Raw genomic sequence first — 22,595 nt, 5'->3', positions numbered from 1 at the left:
GGCGAGTTTTTATTTATTGCTATACCTTTCCTAGGGTGTTAGAATAATCTTTATGTGAAAAGATTCGGGAGTGATGGTAATCAATGAGTAAACGGGATTACTATGAGGTGCTTGGTTTAAGCAAAGGTGCCTCTAAGGATGAAATAAAAAAGGCTTATCGCAAACTGTCTAAACAATATCACCCGGATATCAATAAAGAACCGGATGCAGCGGATAAATTTAAGGAAATTGCAGAAGCCTATGAAGTGTTGAGTGATGACCAAAAACGGGCACACTATGACCAATTCGGACATACTGACCCGAATCAAGGCTTCGGAGGATTTGGCGGGGGTTCTGATTTCGGCGGCGGTTTTGGCGGCTTTGAAGATATCTTTAATACCTTTTTTGGCGGAGGCGGTTCTCGTCGGAGAGACCCGAATGCGCCAAGACAGGGTGCAGACCTTCAATATACTATGACCATTTCTTTTGAGGAAGCGGCATTCGGTAAAGAAACGGATATTGAAATTCCTCGTGAAGAAACATGTGAAACATGTAGTGGTACAGGAGCAAAGCCTGGAACGAAGCCAGAGACCTGTAAACATTGTCAGGGTTCAGGACAAGTAAGTGTGGAGCAGAATACTCCATTTGGCAGAATTGTGAACAGACGTACCTGCCACTACTGTAACGGAACCGGTAAAGAAATTAAAAATAAATGTGCCACATGTGGCGGCGCTGGTAAAGTAAAGAAGCGGAAGAAGATTCATGTGAAAATTCCTGCGGGAATCGACGATGGCCAGCAGATGCGTCTCTCTGGACAAGGCGAAGGTGGTATTAACGGCGGGCCGGCAGGAGATCTTTATGTTGTTTTCCATGTTCGGGACCATGAATTTTTTGAACGTGATGGCGATGACATTTATTGTGAAATGCCAATCACGTTTGTTCAGGCGACACTTGGAGCCGAGATTGAAGTGCCAACCTTGCATGGGAAAGTAAAATTGAAGGTACCTTCTGGTACACAAACGGGAACAAAATTCCGATTAAAAGGAAAAGGCGTTCCGAATGTCCGTGGTTATGGTACGGGCGATCAACATATTCTTGTTCGGGTTATCACCCCAACAAAATTAAGTGATAAACAAAAACAATTGCTGCGCGAATTTGATGAGGCAAGCGGCAATGCTCCTCTAGGGGAACATGAAGAAAGCTTTTTTTCAAAAGTAAAACGTGCCTTTAAAGGCGAGTAAGGATTGGAGCTGGTAGAATGAAGTGGTCTGAAATTAGTATCCACACAACAAATGAAGCGATTGAGCCAATTTCTCATATTTTACACGAAGCTGGGGCGAGCGGTGTTGTAATTGAGGATCCATTTGAATTGACAAAGGAAAGGGAAGATCAATTCGGTGAAATCTACCAGCTTAATCCAGATGATTACCCCGAGGAAGGTGTCATTGTAAAGGCCTATTTGCCGGTCAATAGCTTCTTGGGCGAAACAGTCGAAGCGATTAAAGATTCTATTAATAATCTTATCCTATTCAATATTGATATAGGCTTAAATAAGGTTACAATCAGTGAAGTAAACGAGGAAGAATGGGCGACTGCTTGGAAGAAGTATTATAACCCTGTTAAGATCTCTGAAAAGTTCACGATTGTGCCTACATGGGAGATATATACCCCCGTCAGCAGCGATGAATTAATCATTGAATTGGATCCAGGCATGGCGTTTGGTACGGGGACACATCCGACGACGGTGATGTGTATTCAAGCCCTTGAAAGAACGGTCCGCCCTGGTGATCGAGTCATTGATGTTGGAACAGGTTCGGGTGTACTAAGTATTGCTGCTGCCATGCTGAGAGCAGAGGATGTCAGGGCTTTTGACCTTGATGAAGTGGCAGTTACACAGGCAAAATTAAATATTAAGTTAAATAAAGTTCACAATATGGTGAATGTTTCTCAGAATAACCTGCTTGATGGCGTTGAAGAAGGATCAGCTGATGTCATTGTAGCCAATATTTTAGCCGAAGTCATTTTGCGATTTACCGATGATGCGGCCCGGATTGTAAAGCCGGGAGGTTATTTCATTACTTCAGGTATTATTCAGCAGAAAAAAGATCAAGTAAAAGAGGCACTTGTATCTTCCGGTTTTGAAATTACAGAAACCATTTTAATGGAGGATTGGGTTGCCATTATTTCTAAAAGGGTATAATGAAGAAGCGAGGGGGGATATTCATTCCCCTTTTTGTATTTCATTCTTTATTATTGCTTTAAATTTTAGTAAAATAAGACGTATTCTGTTTTAGAGAGGGTGCAAAGTTGTGCAGCGCTACTTTGTTAAAAACCGAGCAAGTGAAGATCGTTTTTTCATAGACGAAGAAGATCGCCACCATATAGTCAAGGTGATGCGCATGGAACTTGGCGATCAAATCATCTGTGTCGATCCTGATGGAAAGCAGGCCATCTGCCGGCTTGCAGAAATTACCGATGAAAGAGTTGCTGCAGACGTTGTACAATGGAAAGAAGAGGTTTCTGAGCTGCCGATTTCAGTTACTATTGCAAGCGGGCTGCCTAAAGGGGACAAGCTTGAGTGGATTATCCAAAAAGGAACGGAATTAGGAGCTCATCAATTTATCCCTTTCTCGGGCGCACGCTCGGTTGTTAAATGGGATGAGAAAAAGGCTGCGAAAAAAATAGAGAGATGGCAAAAAATTGCCAAAGAGGCGGCCGAGCAATCACATCGTGCCGTGCTGCCAAAAGTGGAAAGAGCGATGAGTTTTAAAGAATTGCTTGCTAAAAGTAAAGAATTTGATTATAGATTAGCTGCGTATGAGGAGGAAAGTAGAAACGGAGAAACATCCGTTTTTTCTGCTGTCCTGAAACAATTAAAACCTGGTGAATCTCTCCTTCTTGTCTTTGGACCCGAAGGGGGCCTTTCAGAAGAAGAGGTCCAGCAGTTAACGCATAATGGTTTTAATCTTTGCGGACTCGGTCCGCGCATATTAAGGACGGAAACGGGCCCATTGTATTCCCTTGCGGCCATTTCCTATCATTTTGAATTACTGAGGTGAACATACAATGGCAACAGTTGCTTTTCATACATTGGGTTGTAAAGTCAACCACTATGAAACAGAAGCCATTTGGCAATTATTTAAGCAAGAAGGCTATGAGCGCGTGGATTTTGAATCCATGTCAGATGTTTATGTGATAAATACCTGTACGGTTACGAATACAGGAGATAAAAAAAGCCGCCAGGTCATCCGTCGTGCGGTTAGAAAGAACCCAGATGCGGTAATCTGTGTTACAGGCTGTTATGCACAAACATCGCCGGCAGAGATCATGGCTATCCCTGGCGTAGATGTTGTTGTAGGAACACAGGATCGTGTTAAAATGCTGGACTATATCGAGCAGTATAAAACAGAACGGCAGCCAATTAACGGTGTCGGCAATATTATGAAGAATCGCGTCTATGAAGAACTGGATGTACCATCCTTTACAGACAGAACACGTGCCTCTTTGAAAATTCAAGAAGGCTGCAATAATTTTTGTACGTTCTGTATTATTCCATGGGCACGCGGGCTGATGAGATCACGTGAACCGCAGGAAGTTATTCGCCAGGCCCAGCAATTAGTGGATGCGGGCTATAAGGAGATTGTCCTTACAGGTATTCACACAGGCGGTTATGGCGAGGACATGAAGGATTATAATCTTGCGATGCTGCTTCGTGACTTAGAGGCACAGGTTAAAGGAATAGAACGACTGAGAATTTCTTCGATAGAGGCCAGCCAAATTACCGATGAAGTAATTGAAGTCATCAAGCATTCGAATATTGTTGTCCGCCATTTGCATATTCCAATTCAATCTGGTTCAAATACTGTTTTGAAAAGAATGCGTCGTAAATATACAATGGAATTTTTCGCAGAGAGATTGGAACGTTTGAAGGAAATCCTGCCAGGTCTAGCTGTAACCTCTGACGTAATTGTTGGTTTCCCTGGTGAAACGGAAGAGGAATTTATGGAGACTTATAATTTTATAAAAGAACATAAATTCTCCGAGCTTCATGTTTTCCCTTACTCCAAGCGTACAGGAACACCTGCTGCCAGAATGGAAGATCAAGTTGATGAAGAGGCCAAAAATGACCGCGTTCACCGCTTAATCACTCTTTCTGATCAACTAGCAAAAGAGTATGCTTCAGAATTTGAAGGTGAGGTTCTGGAGGTTATTCCGGAAGAGGAGTTTAAAGAAGAGGCTGAATCAGGCCTTTACGTTGGCTACACTGATAACTACTTAAAGGTTGTTTTCCCGGCAACTGAAGATATGGTTGGCAAAATTGTAAAAGTCAAGATTACAAAAGCCGGATACCCTTACAACGAGGGACAATTTGTCCGTGTGGTTGAAGATACAGCAACTGTTAAGGAAGAAGTTTTTACAACTGAAGAAGCAGCTATTTAAAAAGGACCCATTTGTGGGTCCTTTCATTTTGTTATCGGTTTTGAGGGTCTTCGGTCGTGTAAAAATAATATCATCTCGCCAAACTTTGTTGCAAACGGCAGCACTAACAGAGAGGACACTACATTAAAAATAACGCTGATATGAGCCAGTTGAACATCCTTCCTAGCTGCGAGCAACGGGGCATTTTCGGTCAGCAGAGGGATGAGCGGGATAAATAATAATACGCCAAAAACATTCAGCCACACATGCGCATAGGCTGCCAATTTTGACTCCTTCCCGCCGCCAATGGATGCAATAATGGCGGTGATACAGGTTCCAATATTAGCCCCTAGAACAATGGCAATTCCCGCATCAAGCTGCAGGAGCCCTGCAGTTAGAAATCCCATTGTAATCCCGGTCATTGCCGTACTTGATTGAATAATGGCAGTAATGACCGTTCCCGTTAATAAACTCATCAGAATATTATCATTTATGGAAAGAATGAATTGATGGATCACATTCATCGATGTTAACGGCTCGGCTAACCTTTCAAATCCCTTCATTGCCGTAAAAACAGAAGCGATGCCAAACAGAAGCATTCCGATACTTCTTGCTTTTTTATTGGGAAATAAAATTAGAATTGCCCCAATAATCGCAAATGGGACAAGAACAGCATCTATGTCAAACGTAATTAATTCTGTCTTAAAGGTAGTACCAATATTGGTACCAAGAATAATCCCAATTGATTGAGGAAAAGTCATGATTCTTGCGGAAATTAAGCCGATTGTAATAACCATTACCGCAGAACTGCTTTGCAGGAGTGCGGTTATAAATGTCCCGGTCAGCATTCCTTTTAAAGGTGTACTGGTTAGTTTAATCAGCCATGTCTTAAGTTTGTTGGCGGACAAATTAAATAGTCCAAATCTGATAATTGTCATGCCAAAAATAAATATTAAAATGCAAAGTACAAATAATAATATGTAAAGCATGGTCTATCCTCCCCTCCCTTCATTGTATGGTCAGATAGGGAGGGACATGCCATCTTTAAAAGGAAAATTAAGACATGCTAAAAAATTTTCTGCATAAAATGTACATTCCTTGTCACTTCAATGTGAAATACAGTTGACCTTGCACCTAGGTTATATTATAATTGCAAGGTACATGGATTGAATGTAAGTGTGTTGTGTTTCGGAGGGAGGGAAAGAGAATGTCTAAAACCGTTGTTCGTAAAAACGAATCGCTTGAAGATGCTCTTCGTCGCTTCAAACGTACAGTATCAAAAACTGGTACTTTGCAAGAGGCAAGAAAGCGCGAATTCTACGAAAAGCCAAGTGTAAAACGTAAGAAAAAGTCTGAAGCAGCAAGAAAACGTAAGTTTTAAGAGGGTGTAATAAATGAGTCTTCTCGAGCGTTTAAATAATGACATGAAACAAGCGATGAAAAACAAGGAAAAAGACAAACTTTCTGTTATTCGGATGATTAAAGCTTCGATTCAAAACGAGGCGATTAAGCTTGGTGTAAGTGAGCTGTCCGATGCAGATGAGTTAACAGTCCTTTCTCGCGAATTAAAACAACGCAAAGACTCCCTCCATGAGTTTGATAAGGCCGGTCGTGAAGACTTGGTTGAAAAATTGCGTACAGAGATCGCTATTGTCGAACTGTATATGCCGAAACAGCTTTCCGAAGAGGAACTTTCAGAAATAGTAAAAGAAACTATTGCTGAAGTCGGTGCAAAATCAAAAACGGAAATGGGAAAAGTGATGGCTGCTATAATGCCTAAAGTAAAGGGCAAAGCAGACGGGTCACTTGTTAATAAATTTGTACAACAACACCTTTCATAGTATTCTGACACTAAGACCATAGGTAAATGCCTGTGGTCTTTTACTTTTTAAATGAAACTTTCAGGCCAATAATCCGTAAATATTATTATGAGATGTAAAGAAAGGAGGGCTAGGATGGTTGAGTTTCTTATGAACCCTGTTGTTGTAACCGTTCTCCTGACGATTGGCGGAGTTGGACTGGTATTAGAGCTTTTTTCGCCAAGGTTTGGACTTTCCGGCTTAATTGGGCTATTGGCGCTTGTTTTATTTTTTTATGGGCATTTCATGGCAGGCTATGCCGGTGTTGGCACTCTGGTTCTATTTGCTGGGGGAATCCTGCTGCTTTTCTTTGAATTGTTTCTTCCGGGTGCAGTTGCAGGAACTTTGGGCCTGGCAGCTTTGATTTTAAGCTTCTTTCTTGCCGGGGAGGATGCATTACAAATGGGTGTTTCAATTTTAATTTCAATTTTCTTAACAACCCTCGTGTTCTTTTTAATGATAAAGGTGCTTGGGAAAAAGCTTGTTTTATTCAATAAAATGGTTTTATTTGATTCCGCCAAAAAAGAAGATGGTTATGTTTCCAATATTAATCGTACCGATTTATTGGGGAAAGAAGGAGTCGCATTAACTATTTTAAGGCCTGCTGGTACAGCAATTTTTAATAATGAAAGAGTTGATGTGGTAAGTGAGGGCGGGTTTATAGCCCAAAATGCAAAAATTAAGGTCATCAAGGTTGAAGGTGCACGAATTGTTGTCAGAGAGGTAATTTCATAACAGAAGGGAGTAATGGACTGTGGACGGATCTATTTTTATTATTGGCTTTGTGGTTATTGCCTTAATTTTATTTGGCATCCTGTTATCGTTTGTACCGGTTATGCTTTGGGTTTCTGCGCTTGCTGCGGGTGTTAGAATCAGTATTTTTACCTTAATAGGAATGAGGTTGAGAAGGGTAACACCAAGCAAGGTGGTTAATCCCCTAATTAAAGCCCATAAGGCTGGTTTAAATGTTACCACAAACCAACTCGAAAGCCATTATTTGGCGGGTGGGAATGTTGACCGTGTGGTAAATGCACTTATTGCAGCACATCGGGCAAATATTGAGTTATCATTTGAGCGTTGTGCTGCTATTGACTTAGCGGGACGTGACGTACTGGAAGCCGTGCAAATGAGTGTTAATCCGAAGGTTATTGAAACACCGTTTATTGCAGGTGTTGCCATGAACGGAATTGAAGTAAAAGCAAAGGCAAGAATTACTGTTCGTGCCAATATTGATCGCCTTGTTGGGGGCGCCGGCGAGGAAACGGTCGTTGCTCGTGTTGGCGAAGGCGTTGTCTCCACCATCGGTTCATCAGATAGCCATAGCAAAGTCCTAGAAAATCCTGATTTGATTTCGCAAACGGTACTGGCCAAAGGACTTGATGCAGGCACCGCTTTTGAAATTCTCTCAATTGATATTGCTGATGTCGATATCGGTAAGAATATTGGGGCTGAATTACAAACTGAACAAGCGGAGGCCGACAAAAAGATTGCCCAGGCGAAAGCGGAAGAACGGAGAGCTATGGCTGTCGCCCTAGAACAAGAAATGAAGGCCAAGGTGCAGGAAATGAAGGCAAAGGTAGTAGAGGCCGATGCAAAAGTGCCGCTTGCGATGGCTGAGGCATTGAAATCGGGCAATATCGGCGTCATGGACTATCTTAACTTTAAAAACATCTCCGCCGATACTGAAATGAGAGGGTCAATCGGGAAAATAACAGGGGAAAACAAAGATGGTCAGTAAAATTCATCTTAGGAGGCGGGTGTAATGGAAACGCTGCTTTTCCTAATCATTATTGGAATCATCTCCACGATTTTTCGCAAAGGGAAAAAACCAACGACAAAATATAAACCATTTTCTATGAATACCTTTGAAGATTTAAGAGCTCATTTTCAAAATGAGCCGGTTAAAACGAGTTTTAAACATTCTAAACAAAACAACGAAAAGGATATAGAAAAAGCTTATCAAAAGGCAAAACAGAAGATGGCAACCGGTTCAACCGTCAATCATAGTCAGGAAAAGCCTGCCGAAATCAGCCAGAAAGCAAAGGTAGATCATAATGTAGTTGAGGAGGAAACTGCCATTTCTGTGGAACCAACTCCGCAAAAAATAATCAACGGTATCATTTGGGCTGAAATTCTTGGTGAGCCACGATCTAAAAAAACGTATTACGTAAAAAAGGGTAGAGGGTAATGCCTTAAGAACGCAGAACCCAATACGAAAAAGATGTGCTAGAACCCCTATTCATTTCATAAACATGAGATGAAAGGGGGTTCTTTTTTTATGGCAAAAAAATGGGGCCAACGGATTCGCAACTGGATGGCTAATAAAATGGATCTTCCTCAAGACGTTTTGATGGATTTGCCCCGAATTACGATGATTGGACAAATCCATATTTATATAGAAAATCACCGAGGCTTGCTCGCCTTTACCGATAAAGAACTCCGTCTGCTATTAAAACAGGGGCAGTTACAGATAAAAGGAAAATCTTTCGTCATTAAAACCATCTTACCTGAAGAGATATTACTCGAAGGAAAAATAGATCAGGTTCTGTTTATTAATGATTAATCTGGGAGGAACAAAATGAAGAATTTGTGGATGGAATATTTATTTGGAATTGTCACAGTAAAAGTATCAGGTAAAGGGATGGAGCGCTTTATTAATGTCCTGATTAGGAATGGTTTTTTTATCTGGAGGGTAAAGCGGCATGGAACGGAAACCATTACGTTTAAAATGAGGCTTGAGGATGCCAAGAAAATCAGATATTTTGTTCGTAACAGCGGGTGCAGGGTTTCTTTTTTACGAAGAACCGGCATGCCCTTTTTATTTAAAAGAATGTTGAAAAACAGCGGCTTTTTGATAGGTGCGGGAGTCTTCCTGATCATAATTTTTGTTTTATCAAATGTCATTTGGGGAATCCAAATTAAAGGGGCTAAGCCCGCAACTGAGTATCAAATTCGCAAAGAACTGGACAAGATGGGCGTTAAGATAGGCAAGCTGCAATTTTCGGTAAAAAATGTTGAGGGAATTCAAAGACAGTTAACCAATAACATTGGTGATCTTACGTGGGTTGGTGTGGAATTAAAAGGGACAACCTATCATCTCCAGGTGGTCGAAAAAAACGAACCGAAGAAGCCTGAGCAACTATCTCCGCAAAATCTCGTCGCCAAAAAGAAGGCGATTATTGTTAAAAGATATATTGAAGAAGGACAACCAGTGGTGGATAAGAACGATCATGTGGAGGAAGGGCAATTACTCGTTTCTGGTGTAATCGGAGAAGGGGAAAATTCCAAAATGATCGCAGCAAAAGGAGAGGTATGGGGCGAAACTTGGTATATGAGCCATGTTGAGCTGCCGTTTGAAACCAGCTTTAAAGTCTATAACGGAAACGAGGAACAAAAGCATTCATTATTATTTGGAAAATTTGAGCTGCCAATCTGGGGCTTTGGTAAGCCTGATTTCAAGGAATCTGAAACCGAAACGGTTGAACATAAAATCCATTTCTTAAAGTGGGAGCTGCCCATCTCCTATGTTCATAAAACCATTCGGGAAAGAGAGGAATACACGAGAAATTACACAGAAAAAGAAGCGGAAGAAAACGCACTCGAATTAGCCAGAAAACAAATAAAAAGTCTTTTAGATGAGGATGCTATCATTAAAGATGAAAAAATTTTACACAAAGATAATAAAAATGGTAAGGTTATACTGGACGTTCATTTTAAAATCATTGAAAACATTGCAGTCGGACAACCGATTTCCAAGGAGACTCATGAATGACAGAAAAGTTAACAACCATTAAGGTACAGCTTGAAAATCCTGCAGAAGCAATGGCGCTGCTCGGAACTTCAGACCAACATTTAAAAATTATTGAACAAGAGCTTAATGTTTCGATTATTACAAGGGGTGAGTCGCTCAACCTCTCAGGAGATGAGGAGCAGGTTTCTCTTGCTGGGCAAATACTCGACCGCTTAATGTTTGTCATCCGAAAGGGGATTACCATTAGCGGGCGAGATGTCTTATATGCCGTGCAAATGGCTCAAAAGGGAACCCTTGATTACTTTGTGAATCTATATGAGGAAGAAATCGGCAAAAACGTTAAAGGAAAATCCATCCGTGTTAAAACGCTTGGCCAAAGGGAATATATCAACTCGATTAAGAAAAATGATTTAGTGTTTGGCATTGGCCCTGCTGGTACAGGAAAAACGTATTTAGCCGTTGTTATGGCCGTTAACGCCCTGAAAAATGGACAGGTTAATAAAATCATTTTAACTCGCCCTGCTGTTGAAGCAGGAGAAAGTCTTGGATTTCTTCCTGGCGATTTAAAAGAAAAGGTCGACCCATATTTACGGCCATTGTATGACGCGCTCCATGATATATTGGGGGCAGAACATACAGGAAGGCTTATCGAACGGGGGACAATTGAAATTGCTCCGCTTGCGTATATGAGGGGACGGACGCTTGATGATGCTTTCGTTATCCTGGATGAAGCGCAAAATACGACACATGCGCAAATGAAAATGTTCTTGACCAGACTTGGATTCGGCTCAAAAATGGTCATTACAGGCGACCGGACCCAGATAGACTTGCCTAAAGGAGCTAAATCAGGCCTAGTTGAGGCTGAGGAAATTCTACAAAATATAAAGGGTATTTCCTTCGTCTATTTTGAAGCGGTCGATGTCGTTCGCCACCCGCTTGTCGGAAGAATCATACTGGCATATGAAAAAAAGGAAAAATAAGATGGGCTTGAAAGGGACTCACTGCATATAAAAGTGATTCCTTTTTTTTTGAGGATGAAACTTGACGGAAAAACTGTTATCATTTTACATAAAGCAAGCTTTCATCTAAAATCAATAAATAACATACGTGTAAAGACTTGATCATTCAGGGAAACGTGGTTGGAGGGATATAGTTGGAAAAACTGCAGGAGCATTTCATTCGAATTCGCAAACTGCTGGATAATACATTCTTTCGTATTCTTTTTTTCCTGGTATTAGGAATTGTTCTTTTCACAGCTATGTTTAACAACGTAAAGCCGGAAAAGCTGGATATTGAATTGTTTTCAGTGGCAGGAAAAACGATACGGTCTCCGGGGACAGTCGAGGATAGGCAAAGCACGGAGAAGAAAAGAAAAGAGGCGCGCGACCAGGTTCAGGCTGTCTATACATTAAAAAATGAATATACGCAAAACCGCGTTGACCTAATTACCTCCATTTTCAGCGCTGCGGCTGAAGTAAATGATGAAGTAAAGGATAATAAAAAAAAGCAGGCTGCAGAGGCTTCTGAGGAGCCGCCACAAATTATAGAACCTAGTGTTTCAGAAAAAGTTACGATGCTTAAGTCGAAATTAACGCCGACGGTATCGAAGGATTTATCCGATCAGGTTTTTTCCGCATTAGTTCAGGCAAATAACGAAGAATTGTCCATTGCAAAAGATTTAACGGTTACCGCCATAAACAATGTAATGACAAAAAGAATATCTGCGGATGAAGTCGAAAATGCTAAAAAAAGGGTTGAGGAAGAGGTAAAATATTCAGCATTGAGCGAGAATATGAGAATTGCGGCAATTGATCTTGGCAGGTATGCTGTGATCCAAAATGAATTTTATGACCCTTCTGCAACCGAAGAACTTAGGAGGCAGGCGGCGGAAAGTGTTGAACCCGTTAAGATTCTACAAGGGCAAATTATTGTAGAAGAAGGGAAACTCATAAACCAGGATATTTACCGTCAATTGAAGCTTGTTGGACTGCTACAAAACGAAAAATCCTTTAAGCCGTTCATTGGATTAGTTGTTTTAATAAGTATTATACTTACATCGCTTTATTGTTACTTTTACCAAATGAAATCGCTCCCCGAAAAGAGACAAAACTTTTTGTTATTGTTCGGGATGATTTTCATTCTAACAATTTTTTTATTGAAAATACTCAGTATGCTGCAAGTATTTAATTATTCTGCGATTGGCTATCTATTTCCTGCAGCCTTGGCGGGGATGATGATAAAAATTTTAATTGATGAAAAGCTGGCTATTATGACCTCTATCATCCTTGCAGTTTGCGGCAGTGTATTATTTAATGAAGGCGTATCGGGGACATTAAACTTTTCAGAAGGTATCTATATTTTATTCAGTGCTTTGGGAGGCATATTATTTTTAAGTAATCAAAACCAGCGGTCAAAAATTCTGCAGGCGGGGATATTTTCTGCAGTAGTGAATCTGTTGACCATTTTGGCTTTAATGTATTTGCCAAACGGGCAATATTCCGGTTTGGAATATGGGTATTATTTTATTACAGCCCTTGTATCAGGTATTGCCTCTGCGGTGTTGACGATTGGCTTACTGCCTTTTTTTGAGGCAAGTTTCGGCATACTATCAACCATTAGGATGATCGAATTATCGAATCCAAATCATCCGCTTTTAAGGAAAATCTTAATGGAGGCCCCTGGGACCTATCATCATAGCGTGATGGTTGCAAATTTAGCGGAGTCTGCCTGCGAAGCTATTGGTGCAAATGGTTTGCTGGCAAGGGTAGGAAGCTATTATCATGATATAGGCAAAACACGGCGGCCAAACTTTTTTATCGAAAATCAAATCCACCATGATAATCCACATGACCGTCTGCCGCCGGACAAAAGCGCAAGCATCATCATTGCCCATGTAACGGATGGTTCGAATATGCTAAAGAAGTGCCATATGCCAAAGGAAATAATTGAAATCGCGGAACAGCATCATGGGACCACCTTACTTAAGTTTTTCTATCATAAAGCGCTTCAGGCCGATCCTGATGTAAGGGAAGATGATTTCCGTTATCCTGGTCCGAAGGCACAGTCAAAGGAATCGGCCGTAGTGGGAATTGCAGATAGTGTTGAGGCTGCAGTACGGTCCTTATCACAGCCTACGCCAGAGTTGATTGAGTCTCTTGTGAAAAAAATTGTGGCTGACCGTCTTCAAGATGGGCAATTAAATGAATGTGATCTGACCATGAAGGAAATTGAAACTGTCACTTTCACATTATGTGAAACATTAAAGGGGATCTTTCATTCTAGAATTGAATATCCTGAGCTAATAAAGAAGGTGAAACAAGCATGACATTACTTATTGATTCATTAGATGAAACAGAGCAGCTGTCTGACCAACAGATGCTTGATGTTGAAAGGTTACTAAATTTTGCAGCAAATAAGCTAAGTATTGAAGAACATAGTGAAGTTTCGGTTACCTTTGTGACAAATCAAAGAATCCAAGAAATTAATCGTGAATACCGTGATAAGGACGCGCCAACTGATGTGATTTCATTTGCCATGGAAGAGTTAGGTGAGGGAGAAATAGAAATTGAGGGCGCTGAGATGCCAAGGGTATTGGGAGATATTATCATTTCAATTCCTAAGGCAATGGAGCAGGCAGAAGAATATGGCCATCCTTTCGTAAGGGAACTTGGCTTTTTAGCTGTGCATGGATTTCTCCATTTATTAGGGTATGACCACATGACAGAGGAAGAGGAAAAAGAAATGTTCTCTCTGCAGAAGGAAATTTTAGATGAATATGGACTCGCTAGATAAGCCGAAACGCAGAAAATTTTGGCACACCTTTGCCTATGCCATAGAAGGAATTGTGACTGCCTTAATGCAGGAAAGAAATATGCGGTTTCATGCAATAAGCGCTGTTATTGTGATTGCCTTTGGCTTGTTTTTCTCTATTACTAAAATAGAATGGCTGTTTATTCTCGTTTCAATCGGCGGCATGTTTTCGTTGGAATTACTGAATACGGCCATTGAACGCGTAGTAGACCTGGTAACAAATGAGTATAAACCTCTTGCTAAACAGGCTAAGGACATTGCTGCCGGAGCAGTGTTCATTTTTGCCATTATTACACTTGTAATAGGAATCGTCATATTTTTACCCTATGTCTTGAAAATGTTTTTGTAAGCTTTTGATTATAGGATTTGAATTGGCCGCTTGATTTAGGTAAAATGACTAAACAGCTTCTTCTTAGAAAAAAGCTATTTTTAAGAATATTTCAACTATTTTAAATTTTTTATTTTTTTCTTTACAAATAATGTTTTTTTGGAAAATTTGAGGTAAAATAAAGAAACAGCAGGACTCCTGCTGGAAAGGAAAGAAGACTAGTGAACATCGAACAACTAATCGAAGAAGCTAAAAAAGCAAGAGAAAAAGCTTATGTTCCTTATTCTAAGTTTGGCGTGGGAGCAGCGCTTTTAACAACAGATGGTAAAGTATATCATGGCTGTAATATTGAGAATGCCGCCTACAGTATGTGTAACTGTGCAGAGAGGACTGCTATTTTTAAAGCGTTTTCAGAAGGCGACCGGCAATATCAAATGATGGCCGTTGTTGCTGACACTGATCGGCCATGCTCGCCATGCGGGGCCTGCAGGCAGGTCATTGCAGAATTATGCCCGAGGGAAATGAAGGTGGTTTTAACCAACCTTAAAGGGGATGTTCTAGAGACCACAGTAGAACAGTTATTGCCAGGTGCTTTTTCGCCGGAGGATTTAAATGGTAAATAATACGAGTTCAGGAACAGATTATAAATCAGGGTTTATATCCATTATTGGCCGCCCGAACGTTGGAAAATCAACTTTTCTGAATCGGGTAATCGGCCAAAAAATCGCCATCATGAGCGACAAGCCGCAAACAACGCGCAATAAAATCCAAGGAGTTCTGACCCTTTCAGACGCCCAAATGGTGTTTATCGATACCCCTGGTATCCATAAACCAAAACATAAATTAGGCGACTTCATGATGAAGGTTGCCCAAAATACTCTTAAAGAAGTAGACTTAGTTTTATTTATGGTCAATGCCGAAGAAGGTTTTGGGCGTGGTGAAGAATTTATTCTTGAAAAATTTCAAACCATTAATACACCAGTCTTTCTCGTCATTAATAAAATTGATCAAGTTCACCCTGATGAGCTGTTGCAGATTATTGAATTGTATAAAGAAAAGTATGCTTTTCAAGAAATTGTGCCAATTTCTGCACTGGAAGGAAATAATGTCGAAAGACTGCTTGAGCAAATTAAAGCGATTCTTCCTGAAGGGCCGCAATACTATCCTGCAGATCAGGTAACCGATCATCCGGAACGCTTTATCATTACAGAGTTAATTAGGGAAAAAGCCCTTCATTTAACAAGGGAGGAAATCCCTCATTCCTTGGCTGTTGTTCTTGATAAAATGGAACGGCAGGGGAATAAAGACATTATTCATGTCATGGCAACCATTATTGTCGAACGTGATTCACAAAAAGGGATTATCATTGGCAAGCAGGGAAGCATGCTGAAGGAAATAGGCAAGCGTGCTCGTGTTGATATTGAAAACCTTCTAGGTTCCAAAGTCTTTTTGGAACTGTGGGTAAAGGTTCAAAAGGATTGGCGCAATAGAATGTCCCAGCTTCGTGAATATGGCTTTAATGAAAACGAATATTAGTGAATCACTTTAACTAAAGTATTAACACTCTTTCAAGAATATGCATAATCAGTTTTAACAAAATTTACGTCTTATGATTAATGCGTAGGCAGGCTATGATAATTGTAAGGTTTGAACTGTAACGCTAGTCTAAATATCGAAAGGTGGGGTTTTCATGTTGGATTTTACGTGGAAAATATTTAGCCAAACAGGTAATATTGACACATATCTTCTCTTTAAAGAGCTTGAGAAGGAAAACCAAGAAATACCCGGTAATCTGAATGAAGAGCTAGCTCAAATCGATTTTCCAGTTTCATAAGCAAGTCACGCACCTGAAGAAGGTGACAATCATGCTTCAGAAATGTGAAGGCATCGTCATTAGAACAACAGATTATGGTGAAACAAACAAAATTATTACACTATATACAAGGGAATGGGGAAAGGTTGGCTTTATGGCCCGTGGAGCTAAAAAGCCTAATAGCCGTCTTTCAGCTATTACCCAGTTATTCACTCACGGTTACTTCCTCGTTCAAAAAGGAACAGGCCTAGGAGGCCTTCAGCAGGGTGAAGTCATTTCCTCGATGCGCTCGATTGGGGAAGATATTTTTCTAACCGCATATGCAAGTTATATTGTCGAACTAACGGATAAATGTACTGAGGAGAAAAAGCCTAATCCTTTTCATTTTGAATTGCTTTATCAGACCCTTCACTATATGAATGAAGGCTTTGATGCTGATATTCTTGTGAATATCTATGAGATGAAAATGTTGAATGTTTTAGGATTATATCCTATCTTGAATCAATGTTCCGTTTGTGGAAGCACAGACGGGCATTTTTCTTTTTCGATCCGGGAAGGCGGATTTATCTGTCACCGATGTTTAGCCAAGGATCCTTATCATATAAAACTGTCACAAGCAGCGGTAAAATTATTAAGATTGTTTTATTATTTCGATTTGTCTAGATTAGGGAATATCTCCGTTAAAGATGAAACAAAGGCAGAACTGAAGAAAGTTATTTCGGTTTATTATGAAGAATATTCTGGGCTTCATTTGAAGACAAAGAAATTCCTTGACTCAATGGGGCAGTTTCGTAATCTTTTATAAATGCGATGTTGACATTGTTAAAAGTTTTGGTTAATATTAGCTTTAAAATTAATATTTGCGTTGACAGAAAGTAGTACTTAGTCCCCTCTATAAAAGCGAACCTAGGATAGTGTAAGCTAGGGTATAGAGCATTAAGGAAGGCGTTCTTGAGCAAAGTTGTATTAAGGTGGCTGCTATTTAGGGCAGCAAATAGGGTGGAACCGCGGGTAACTCTCGTCCCTATGCTTATTATAGGCATAGGGACGGGAGTTTTTTTATTTATTAAGAATATGAAAAAGGAGTTATTACGATGAGTGTAACAATGGAACAGATTGTCTCACACGCTAAGCACAGAGGTTTTATTTTTCCGGGGTCTGAAATTTACGGCGGACTTGCGAACACTTGGGATTACGGTCCTTTAGGTGTCGAATTTAAAAATAATATAAAAGCTGCCTGGTGGAAAAAGTTTGTTCAGGAGTCACGATATAATGTTGGCTTAGATGCGGCAATCCTCATGAACCCGAGAACATGGGAAGCTTCAGGGCATATCGGCAACTTTAACGATCCAATGATTGACTGCAAAAACTGTAAAGCCCGTCACCGTGCTGATAAATTGATTGAAAATGCGCTTGAAGAAAAAGGAATTGAAATGGTGGTCGATGGCCTTCCGTTTGAAAAAATGGAAGAGCTGATTAAAGAGCATAATATCGCCTGCCCAGACTGCGGCAGCCACGATTTTACCGGCATTCGCCAATTTAATCTTATGTTTAAAACATTCCAGGGCGTTACGGAAACAAGTGCAAATGAAATTTTTCTTCGTCCGGAAACAGCTCAAGGTATTTTCGTAAACTTTAAAAATGTACAGCGGACAATGCGTAAGAAACTGCCATTCGGTATTGCCCAAATCGGTAAAAGCTTCCGTAATGAAATTACACCGGGTAACTTTACCTTCCGTACAAGAGAATTTGAGCAAATGGAGTTGGAATTCTTCTGCAAACCAGGAGAGGAACTAAAATGGTTTGATTATTGGAAGCAATTTGCGGAAAAATGGCTCATGACATTAGGTCTTAACCAAGAAAACTTAAGACTTCGCGACCATTCCGAAGACGAACTGTCCCATTACAGCAATGCTACAACTGATTTTGAATATAAATTCCCGTTTGGCTGGGGTGAGCTTTGGGGTGTTGCCTCTAGAACTGATTATGATTTGAAGCAGCATATGCAACATTCCGGTGAGGATTTCAATTATATTGATCCGGAAACAAATGAACGATATATTCCATACTGTATTGAGCCTTCCCTTGGTGCAGATCGGGTAACGTTGGCTTTCTTAATCGATGCATATGATGAAGAGCAGTTAGAAGATGGAACATCTAGAACAGTTATGCGTTTCCATCCTGCTCTCGCTCCGTTTAAGGCAGCAATTCTTCCGCTTTCGAAGAAGCTTTCCGATGGTGCACGGGAAGTATTTGAACGATTAGCAAAACACTTTAACGTAGATTATGATGAAGCAGGCTCTATCGGCAAACGATACCGCCGTCATGATGAAATCGGTACTCCATTCTGTATCACATATGATTTTGATTCCCAGGAAGATCAAATGGTTACCGTCAGAGACCGCGACACAATGGAACAAACAAGGGTTCCAATAGCGGAGCTTGCTGCATTCTTACAAGAAAAGGTATCATTCTAAGAAAAAGGTGCGGAAACCCGCACCTTTTCCTATTTGGCTAAAAGGGAATTATAAATTCAACTACGCCTCATGAACCGTCCTATCGGACTTGCCAATCGGCTAGTTTTCATTTGTAGTTCACAGCCGATTCATTTCAATTAGTTAGCATTTAGTATATAATATTGCTAAATAAGAGGCTTCCGGGATACTTTCAGGAATTAAAAGGGTGGTGAGGACAATCGAACTGACAAAACGCCAAGAGCTGATATTAGATATAGTAAAGGAAAATGGACCGATCACAGGAGAGCATATCGCCGACCAATTGAACTTAACCAGAGCTACATTAAGGCCGGATCTTGCTATTTTGACAATGGCTGGTTTTTTAGATGCCAGGCCCCGGGTCGGATATTTTTATACAGGAAAATCAGGAGCGCAATTATTAACGGAAAATCTTCAACGAATATATGTGAGGGACTACCAATCCATCCCGGTTGTCGTAAGTGAAAACGTCTCGGTTTATGATGCTATTTGCACCATGTTCCTTGAGGATGTCGGGACATTATTTGTGGTCGACCAAAATACTGTTTTGGTTGGAGTTCTATCCAGAAAAGATTTGCTTCGGGCAAGTATTGGGAAACAAGAGTTAACGACCATTCCTGTCAATATCATCATGACAAGAATGCCCAATATAACCATGTGCGAGCGGGATGACCTGCTTATTGAAGTTGCGAAAAAGTTAATTGAAAAACAAATAGATGCACTGCCGGTAGTGAGAGAAACCGAAAAAGGCTTTGAAGTGATCGGCAGAGTAACGAAAACGAACATTACCAAAGCCTTTGTTGCATTAGGTGATGATGAATAAATAAGAAGGAGTTGATTTGGGAATGGTCTCGCCAGTGATTTATGTGGTATCAGATTCAGTAGGTGAAACGGCCGAATTAGTAACAAAAGCGGCTATCAGTCAATTTAATGGATCCGGGATGACATTAAAGAGATTCCCTTATGTAGAAGATAAGGAAAATATTGATGAAGTCTTGTCACTAGTTTCTTTGGATCATGCAATGGTGGCATATACACTTGTCAAACCGGAAATGCGTACATACATGAAAGAAAGAACAGATATAGAAGGAATATCAGCTGTGGATTTAATTGGCCCGATTATCGATCAAATTCAAAGCTTCAGCGGCAAAGAACCATTGTGTGAACCAGGGCTTGTCCGCAAATTGGATGAGGATTATTTTAAAAAGGTGGAGGCAATTGAATTTGCTGTAAAGTATGATGACGGGCGTGATCCCAGAGGGATTTTAAAGGCAGATATTGTGCTAATAGGTGTATCTCGGACCTCAAAGACTCCTTTATCCCAGTATTTAGCCCACAAACGCCTAAAAGTGGCCAATGTCCCGCTTGTTCCAGAGGTTGATCCGCCGGAAGAACTTTATAAAGTCCCGAAAGAGAAATGCTTTGGCTTAAAAATTAGTCCGGAAAAGTTAAATAACATAAGAAGAGAAAGACTGCTTTCTTTAGGCTTAAATGATCAGGCTAGCTATGCAAACATTGACAGGATAAAAGAAGAGTTGGATTTTTTTGAAAAGGTAGTACAGAAAATTAATTGTCCTGTTGTTGATGTAACCAATAAAGCAGTTGAAGAGACGGCCAATGTTATTTTAAACTATATTCAAAAAGGCAGGCCATAGCACATAATCTTATGATTATGTGTTTTTTGCTTATTGGGTAAAAAAAATAATAAATAAAAAGTTATGGCAAAATGATAACGAATATACTATAATAAAAAATTGTGATAAAAATATATGTTTTTAGGTTTAGACTTGCATTTGAACGAATAAACTATTTACTGTGAGATGTCAAGGGGACCTACAAAAAAAAATTCGACATAAATCCTTTTTTTCACTCTAAGGAATTTTTTTTTGAAATTCTTATTTTATCGGGAAAATTTCTCCATAACCCGTTTGCCTGCTCGTAAATCGGCGAGTTTTCCCAATAAAATTAATCTGGAAAGAAGGAATATTCGGAGTGATGTAGAATTAATAAAATGGTGAGGGACCACCCGACAATTTATGTCGATGCTGATTCCTGCCCGGTCAAGGCGGAGATTGTCGAAATTGCAAAGAAATTCGCCATTGACATATTTTTTATCGCCTCCTTTGACCACTAAAACAAGGAAAAGTTCCTTAACGCGAAGGCTAGAAGGAAGGGAGTTTACGGTAAAGGTCCAAAACCTTTTCGATTAGCGGATCGGAAAAATTTACGGCGGAATTAACAAAAATTTTGTCGAAATTTGCAGGAATTTAAAATGAAGGTGTTGAATACCTGTATACCAATGGAGTTGTTTTCATGGCAGACCGTATTGCCGAAGAAAAAATAGAACAAATTCGTCAGGCTGTTGATATTGTCGAGGTAATCAGCGATTATGTCGGGTTGAAAAAGCAGGGGCGAAATTACTTCGGATTATGTCCTTTCCATGGAGAGAGCACCCCGTCATTTTCAGTATCGCCTGACAAACAAATCTTCCATTGCTTTGGCTGCGGTGCAGGCGGAAATGTTTTTTCTTTTTTAATGGAACTAGAGGGAATTTCATTTCAGGAAGCGGCTATGAAACTGGCTGCTAGAGGAAATATTAATCTTGAAATAAATTTATCCTCCACTCACTCCGAGAAAAAAATTTCTGATGAACTTCAGGCCATGCTTGATGCTCACGAGCTGTTACGTAAATTTTATCATCACTTGCTGGTAAATACAAAAGAAGGACAGCATGCATTAGAGTATCTGCTTGGAAGAGGATTTACACTTGAGTCGATTGAAAAATTTCAAATTGGTTATTCCTTGAATTCGTGGGATTTTGTTTATAAGTTCCTAACGAAACGGGATTTTTCTCCCGAATGGATGGAAAAAGCCGGACTCATCATTAAACGTGAAAAAGATGGAACATACTTTGATCGATTTAGGGACCGAATTATGTTTCCGATATTCAACAGAAACGGAAATACGATTGCTTTTTCAGGGAGAACACTAGGGGCCGATGAGCCCAAATATTTAAACAGTCCCGAAACAGCAATCTTTAATAAAAGCAAAATTTTATACAATTACAACTTGGCTAAGCCCAGCATAAAAAAATCCCAGCAGGCAGTTTTATTTGAAGGGTTTGCAGATGTGATTTCCGCTGACCGCGCCGGAATAGAAAATGGCATTGCGACAATGGGGACATCGTTGACTGATGATCATATTGCCCTTTTGCGTACAAGCGCGCAAACCATCACTATTTGCTATGATTCAGATAAAGCAGGAATTGAGGCAGCGTTTCGAGCAGGCAACCATTTGAACGATGCAGGCTTTCAAATAAAAGTAGCTTTAATGCCTGATGGCATGGACCCGGATGAATATATAAAGAAGAACAGTCCGGAGAAATTTCGCGGCGAGGTAATTGGAGCAAGTTTAACTTGGATGGCTTTTAAAATTCTTTATTTTCGAAGAGGAAAAAATCTTCAGAATGAAGGAGATAGGCTTGCTTATATCGAACAAATAGTAAAAGAAATCACCAAATTAACAAAAGCCGTTGAAAAGGATCATTATTTGCGGCAAATTGCAGCAGAGTTTTCCCTATCATTAGATTCCTTAAAACAGCAGGAACAGCAGATATATTTTGCGGAGAAGAAAAAGGAAATTGGTAAGAACGAACCAAAATCTAAGCCGATTCTAGTGCAAAAAAAAGTAAATGAATTAAAACCTGCGTATTATCGCGCAGAAAGATGTCTCATTGCCCATATGCTAAAAAGCAGGGATAACACCTATAAGGTACAGGAGTTACTACAGGGCGATACGTTTAACGAAGATGAACATCAGGCAATCATAACCTATCTTTTGGCATTTTACGAAGAACATATTAACCCTGATTCAAGCGCATTTTTATCCTATATTCATGATGAAAATCTAAGAAGAATAGTTGCCAACATCGAAATGATGTCAATTAATGATGAATTAAGTCATCAGGAATTAACTGATTATATCAAACAGGTGTTGAAACATAAAAAATTGTTAAAAATAAAGGAAAAAGAAGCTGAGTTAAAAGAAGCGGAGCGACACAGTGATTTTAGGCTGGCTGCTGCGATTGGAAATGAAATCAATCAATTGCGTAAATCACTATAGAGTAATTTAGTGTGTTTGA

24 protein-coding genes and 1 pseudogene are annotated in these 22,595 nt (G+C 40.0%); 24 read left to right on the top strand and 1 reads right to left on the bottom strand.

Features of this window, described 5'->3' with window-relative positions; translation table 11 throughout:
- The first annotated feature begins 83 nt into the window (after positions 1-83).
- From dnaJ to mtaB, 4 genes are all read left to right on the top strand, one after another.
- Entirely contained in the window at positions 84-1,220 is a 1,137-nt protein-coding gene (gene dnaJ, locus V5M37_RS21895) for a molecular chaperone DnaJ (RefSeq protein ID WP_423799133.1), read from the top strand.
- Between the two features lie 17 nt (positions 1,221-1,237).
- A complete protein-coding gene (gene prmA / locus V5M37_RS21890; protein WP_423799132.1) occupies positions 1,238-2,179 on the top strand; it encodes a 50S ribosomal protein L11 methyltransferase in 942 nt (313 codons plus the stop codon).
- Positions 2,180-2,288: 109 nt separating this feature from the next.
- A complete protein-coding gene (locus V5M37_RS21885) occupies positions 2,289-3,038 on the top strand; it encodes a 16S rRNA (uracil(1498)-N(3))-methyltransferase (RefSeq protein ID WP_423799131.1) in 750 nt (249 codons plus the stop codon).
- Positions 3,039-3,045: 7 nt separating this feature from the next.
- On the top strand, positions 3,046-4,419 hold the full coding sequence (mtaB, locus tag V5M37_RS21880) for a tRNA (N(6)-L-threonylcarbamoyladenosine(37)-C(2))-methylthiotransferase MtaB (protein WP_423799130.1): 1,374 nt from the start codon (positions 3,046-3,048) through the stop codon (positions 4,417-4,419).
- Positions 4,420-4,442: 23 nt separating this feature from the next.
- On the opposite strand, the gene V5M37_RS21875 is transcribed toward mtaB, so the two are convergent.
- Complete coding sequence (locus V5M37_RS21875; protein ID WP_213144810.1) at positions 4,443-5,387, bottom strand: Na/Pi symporter; 945 nt, start codon at positions 5,385-5,387, stop codon at positions 4,443-4,445.
- A gap of 218 nt (positions 5,388-5,605) precedes the next feature.
- Here V5M37_RS21875 and rpsU point away from each other — a divergent pair, with 218 nt between their 5' ends.
- The 20 genes and pseudogenes from rpsU (at position 5,606) to dnaG (ending at position 22,576) form a co-directional block, all read left to right on the top strand.
- Positions 5,606-5,779, top strand: coding sequence for a 30S ribosomal protein S21 (gene rpsU, locus V5M37_RS21870; RefSeq protein WP_007087607.1), 174 nt, complete (start codon positions 5,606-5,608; stop codon positions 5,777-5,779).
- A 13-nt stretch (positions 5,780-5,792) separates the two neighbouring features.
- Positions 5,793-6,239, top strand: coding sequence for a GatB/YqeY domain-containing protein (locus V5M37_RS21865; RefSeq protein ID WP_213120130.1), 447 nt, complete (start codon positions 5,793-5,795; stop codon positions 6,237-6,239).
- Positions 6,240-6,353: 114 nt separating this feature from the next.
- A complete protein-coding gene (locus V5M37_RS21860; RefSeq protein WP_423799129.1) occupies positions 6,354-6,992 on the top strand; it encodes an NfeD family protein in 639 nt (212 codons plus the stop codon).
- A gap of 31 nt (positions 6,993-7,023) precedes the next feature.
- Positions 7,024-7,995, top strand: a complete 972-nt coding sequence (floA, locus tag V5M37_RS21855) for a flotillin-like protein FloA (protein ID WP_372447637.1) — start codon at positions 7,024-7,026, stop codon at positions 7,993-7,995.
- A 24-nt stretch (positions 7,996-8,019) separates the two neighbouring features.
- Complete coding sequence (locus V5M37_RS21850) at positions 8,020-8,445, top strand: hypothetical protein (protein WP_423799128.1); 426 nt, start codon at positions 8,020-8,022, stop codon at positions 8,443-8,445.
- A gap of 90 nt (positions 8,446-8,535) precedes the next feature.
- Positions 8,536-8,820 carry a sporulation protein YqfC gene (gene yqfC, locus V5M37_RS21845; RefSeq protein ID WP_213144813.1) on the top strand — a complete coding sequence of 95 codons (285 nt, stop codon included), beginning with the start codon at positions 8,536-8,538 and terminating at the stop codon, positions 8,818-8,820.
- Between the two features lie 15 nt (positions 8,821-8,835).
- Entirely contained in the window at positions 8,836-10,029 is a 1,194-nt protein-coding gene (gene yqfD, locus V5M37_RS21840; RefSeq protein WP_423799127.1) for a sporulation protein YqfD, read from the top strand.
- Complete coding sequence (locus V5M37_RS21835) at positions 10,026-10,988, top strand: PhoH family protein (RefSeq protein WP_423799126.1); 963 nt, start codon at positions 10,026-10,028, stop codon at positions 10,986-10,988. The genes yqfD and V5M37_RS21835 overlap by 4 nt, the downstream gene beginning before the upstream one ends.
- A gap of 173 nt (positions 10,989-11,161) precedes the next feature.
- On the top strand, positions 11,162-13,333 hold the full coding sequence (locus V5M37_RS21830) for an HD family phosphohydrolase (protein ID WP_423799125.1): 2,172 nt from the start codon (positions 11,162-11,164) through the stop codon (positions 13,331-13,333).
- Positions 13,334-13,383: 50 nt separating this feature from the next.
- Positions 13,384-13,800, top strand: coding sequence for an rRNA maturation RNase YbeY (gene ybeY, locus V5M37_RS21825; RefSeq protein ID WP_423802664.1), 417 nt, complete (start codon positions 13,384-13,386; stop codon positions 13,798-13,800).
- Positions 13,778-14,167, top strand: coding sequence for a diacylglycerol kinase family protein (locus V5M37_RS21820; RefSeq protein WP_423799124.1), 390 nt, complete (start codon positions 13,778-13,780; stop codon positions 14,165-14,167). Before ybeY ends, V5M37_RS21820 begins: the two co-directional genes overlap by 23 nt.
- A gap of 200 nt (positions 14,168-14,367) precedes the next feature.
- Positions 14,368-14,769: a cytidine deaminase gene (locus V5M37_RS21815; protein WP_423799123.1), complete on the top strand. Its 402-nt coding sequence runs from the start codon at positions 14,368-14,370 to the stop codon at positions 14,767-14,769.
- Positions 14,759-15,682, top strand: a complete 924-nt coding sequence (gene era, locus V5M37_RS21810) for a GTPase Era (RefSeq protein WP_217033700.1) — start codon at positions 14,759-14,761, stop codon at positions 15,680-15,682. Before V5M37_RS21815 ends, era begins: the two co-directional genes overlap by 11 nt.
- A 154-nt stretch (positions 15,683-15,836) precedes the next feature.
- On the top strand, positions 15,837-15,980 hold the full coding sequence (locus tag V5M37_RS21805) for a YqzL family protein (RefSeq protein ID WP_213120142.1): 144 nt from the start codon (positions 15,837-15,839) through the stop codon (positions 15,978-15,980).
- Between the two features lie 31 nt (positions 15,981-16,011).
- Positions 16,012-16,764 (top strand): DNA repair protein RecO, encoded by a 753-nt coding sequence (gene recO, locus V5M37_RS21800; protein WP_213144821.1) that lies wholly within the window; start codon positions 16,012-16,014, stop codon positions 16,762-16,764.
- A 289-nt stretch (positions 16,765-17,053) separates the two neighbouring features.
- Entirely contained in the window at positions 17,054-18,436 is a 1,383-nt protein-coding gene (locus tag V5M37_RS21795) for a glycine--tRNA ligase (RefSeq protein WP_423799122.1), read from the top strand.
- A 205-nt stretch (positions 18,437-18,641) separates the two neighbouring features.
- On the top strand, positions 18,642-19,277 hold the full coding sequence (locus V5M37_RS21790) for a helix-turn-helix transcriptional regulator (RefSeq protein ID WP_338088285.1): 636 nt from the start codon (positions 18,642-18,644) through the stop codon (positions 19,275-19,277).
- 22 nt (positions 19,278-19,299) lie between these two features.
- Entirely contained in the window at positions 19,300-20,109 is an 810-nt protein-coding gene (locus V5M37_RS21785; RefSeq protein ID WP_423799121.1) for a pyruvate, water dikinase regulatory protein, read from the top strand.
- A gap of 356 nt (positions 20,110-20,465) precedes the next feature.
- Positions 20,466-20,585, top strand: a pseudogene (locus V5M37_RS21780) (hypothetical protein); the annotation flags it as partial.
- Positions 20,586-20,767: 182 nt separating this feature from the next.
- Positions 20,768-22,576 carry a DNA primase gene (gene dnaG / locus V5M37_RS21775; protein ID WP_423799120.1) on the top strand — a complete coding sequence of 603 codons (1,809 nt, stop codon included), beginning with the start codon at positions 20,768-20,770 and terminating at the stop codon, positions 22,574-22,576.
- The last annotated feature ends 19 nt before the right edge of the window (positions 22,577-22,595 follow it).

The organism is Neobacillus sp. SAB-20_R2A, from assembly GCF_049568635.1.
In the GTDB taxonomy this organism is placed as follows: Bacteria; Bacillota; Bacilli; order Bacillales; family Cytobacillaceae; genus Neobacillus; species Neobacillus citreus.
This window is presented reverse-complemented; position numbering and strand designations above follow the sequence as displayed.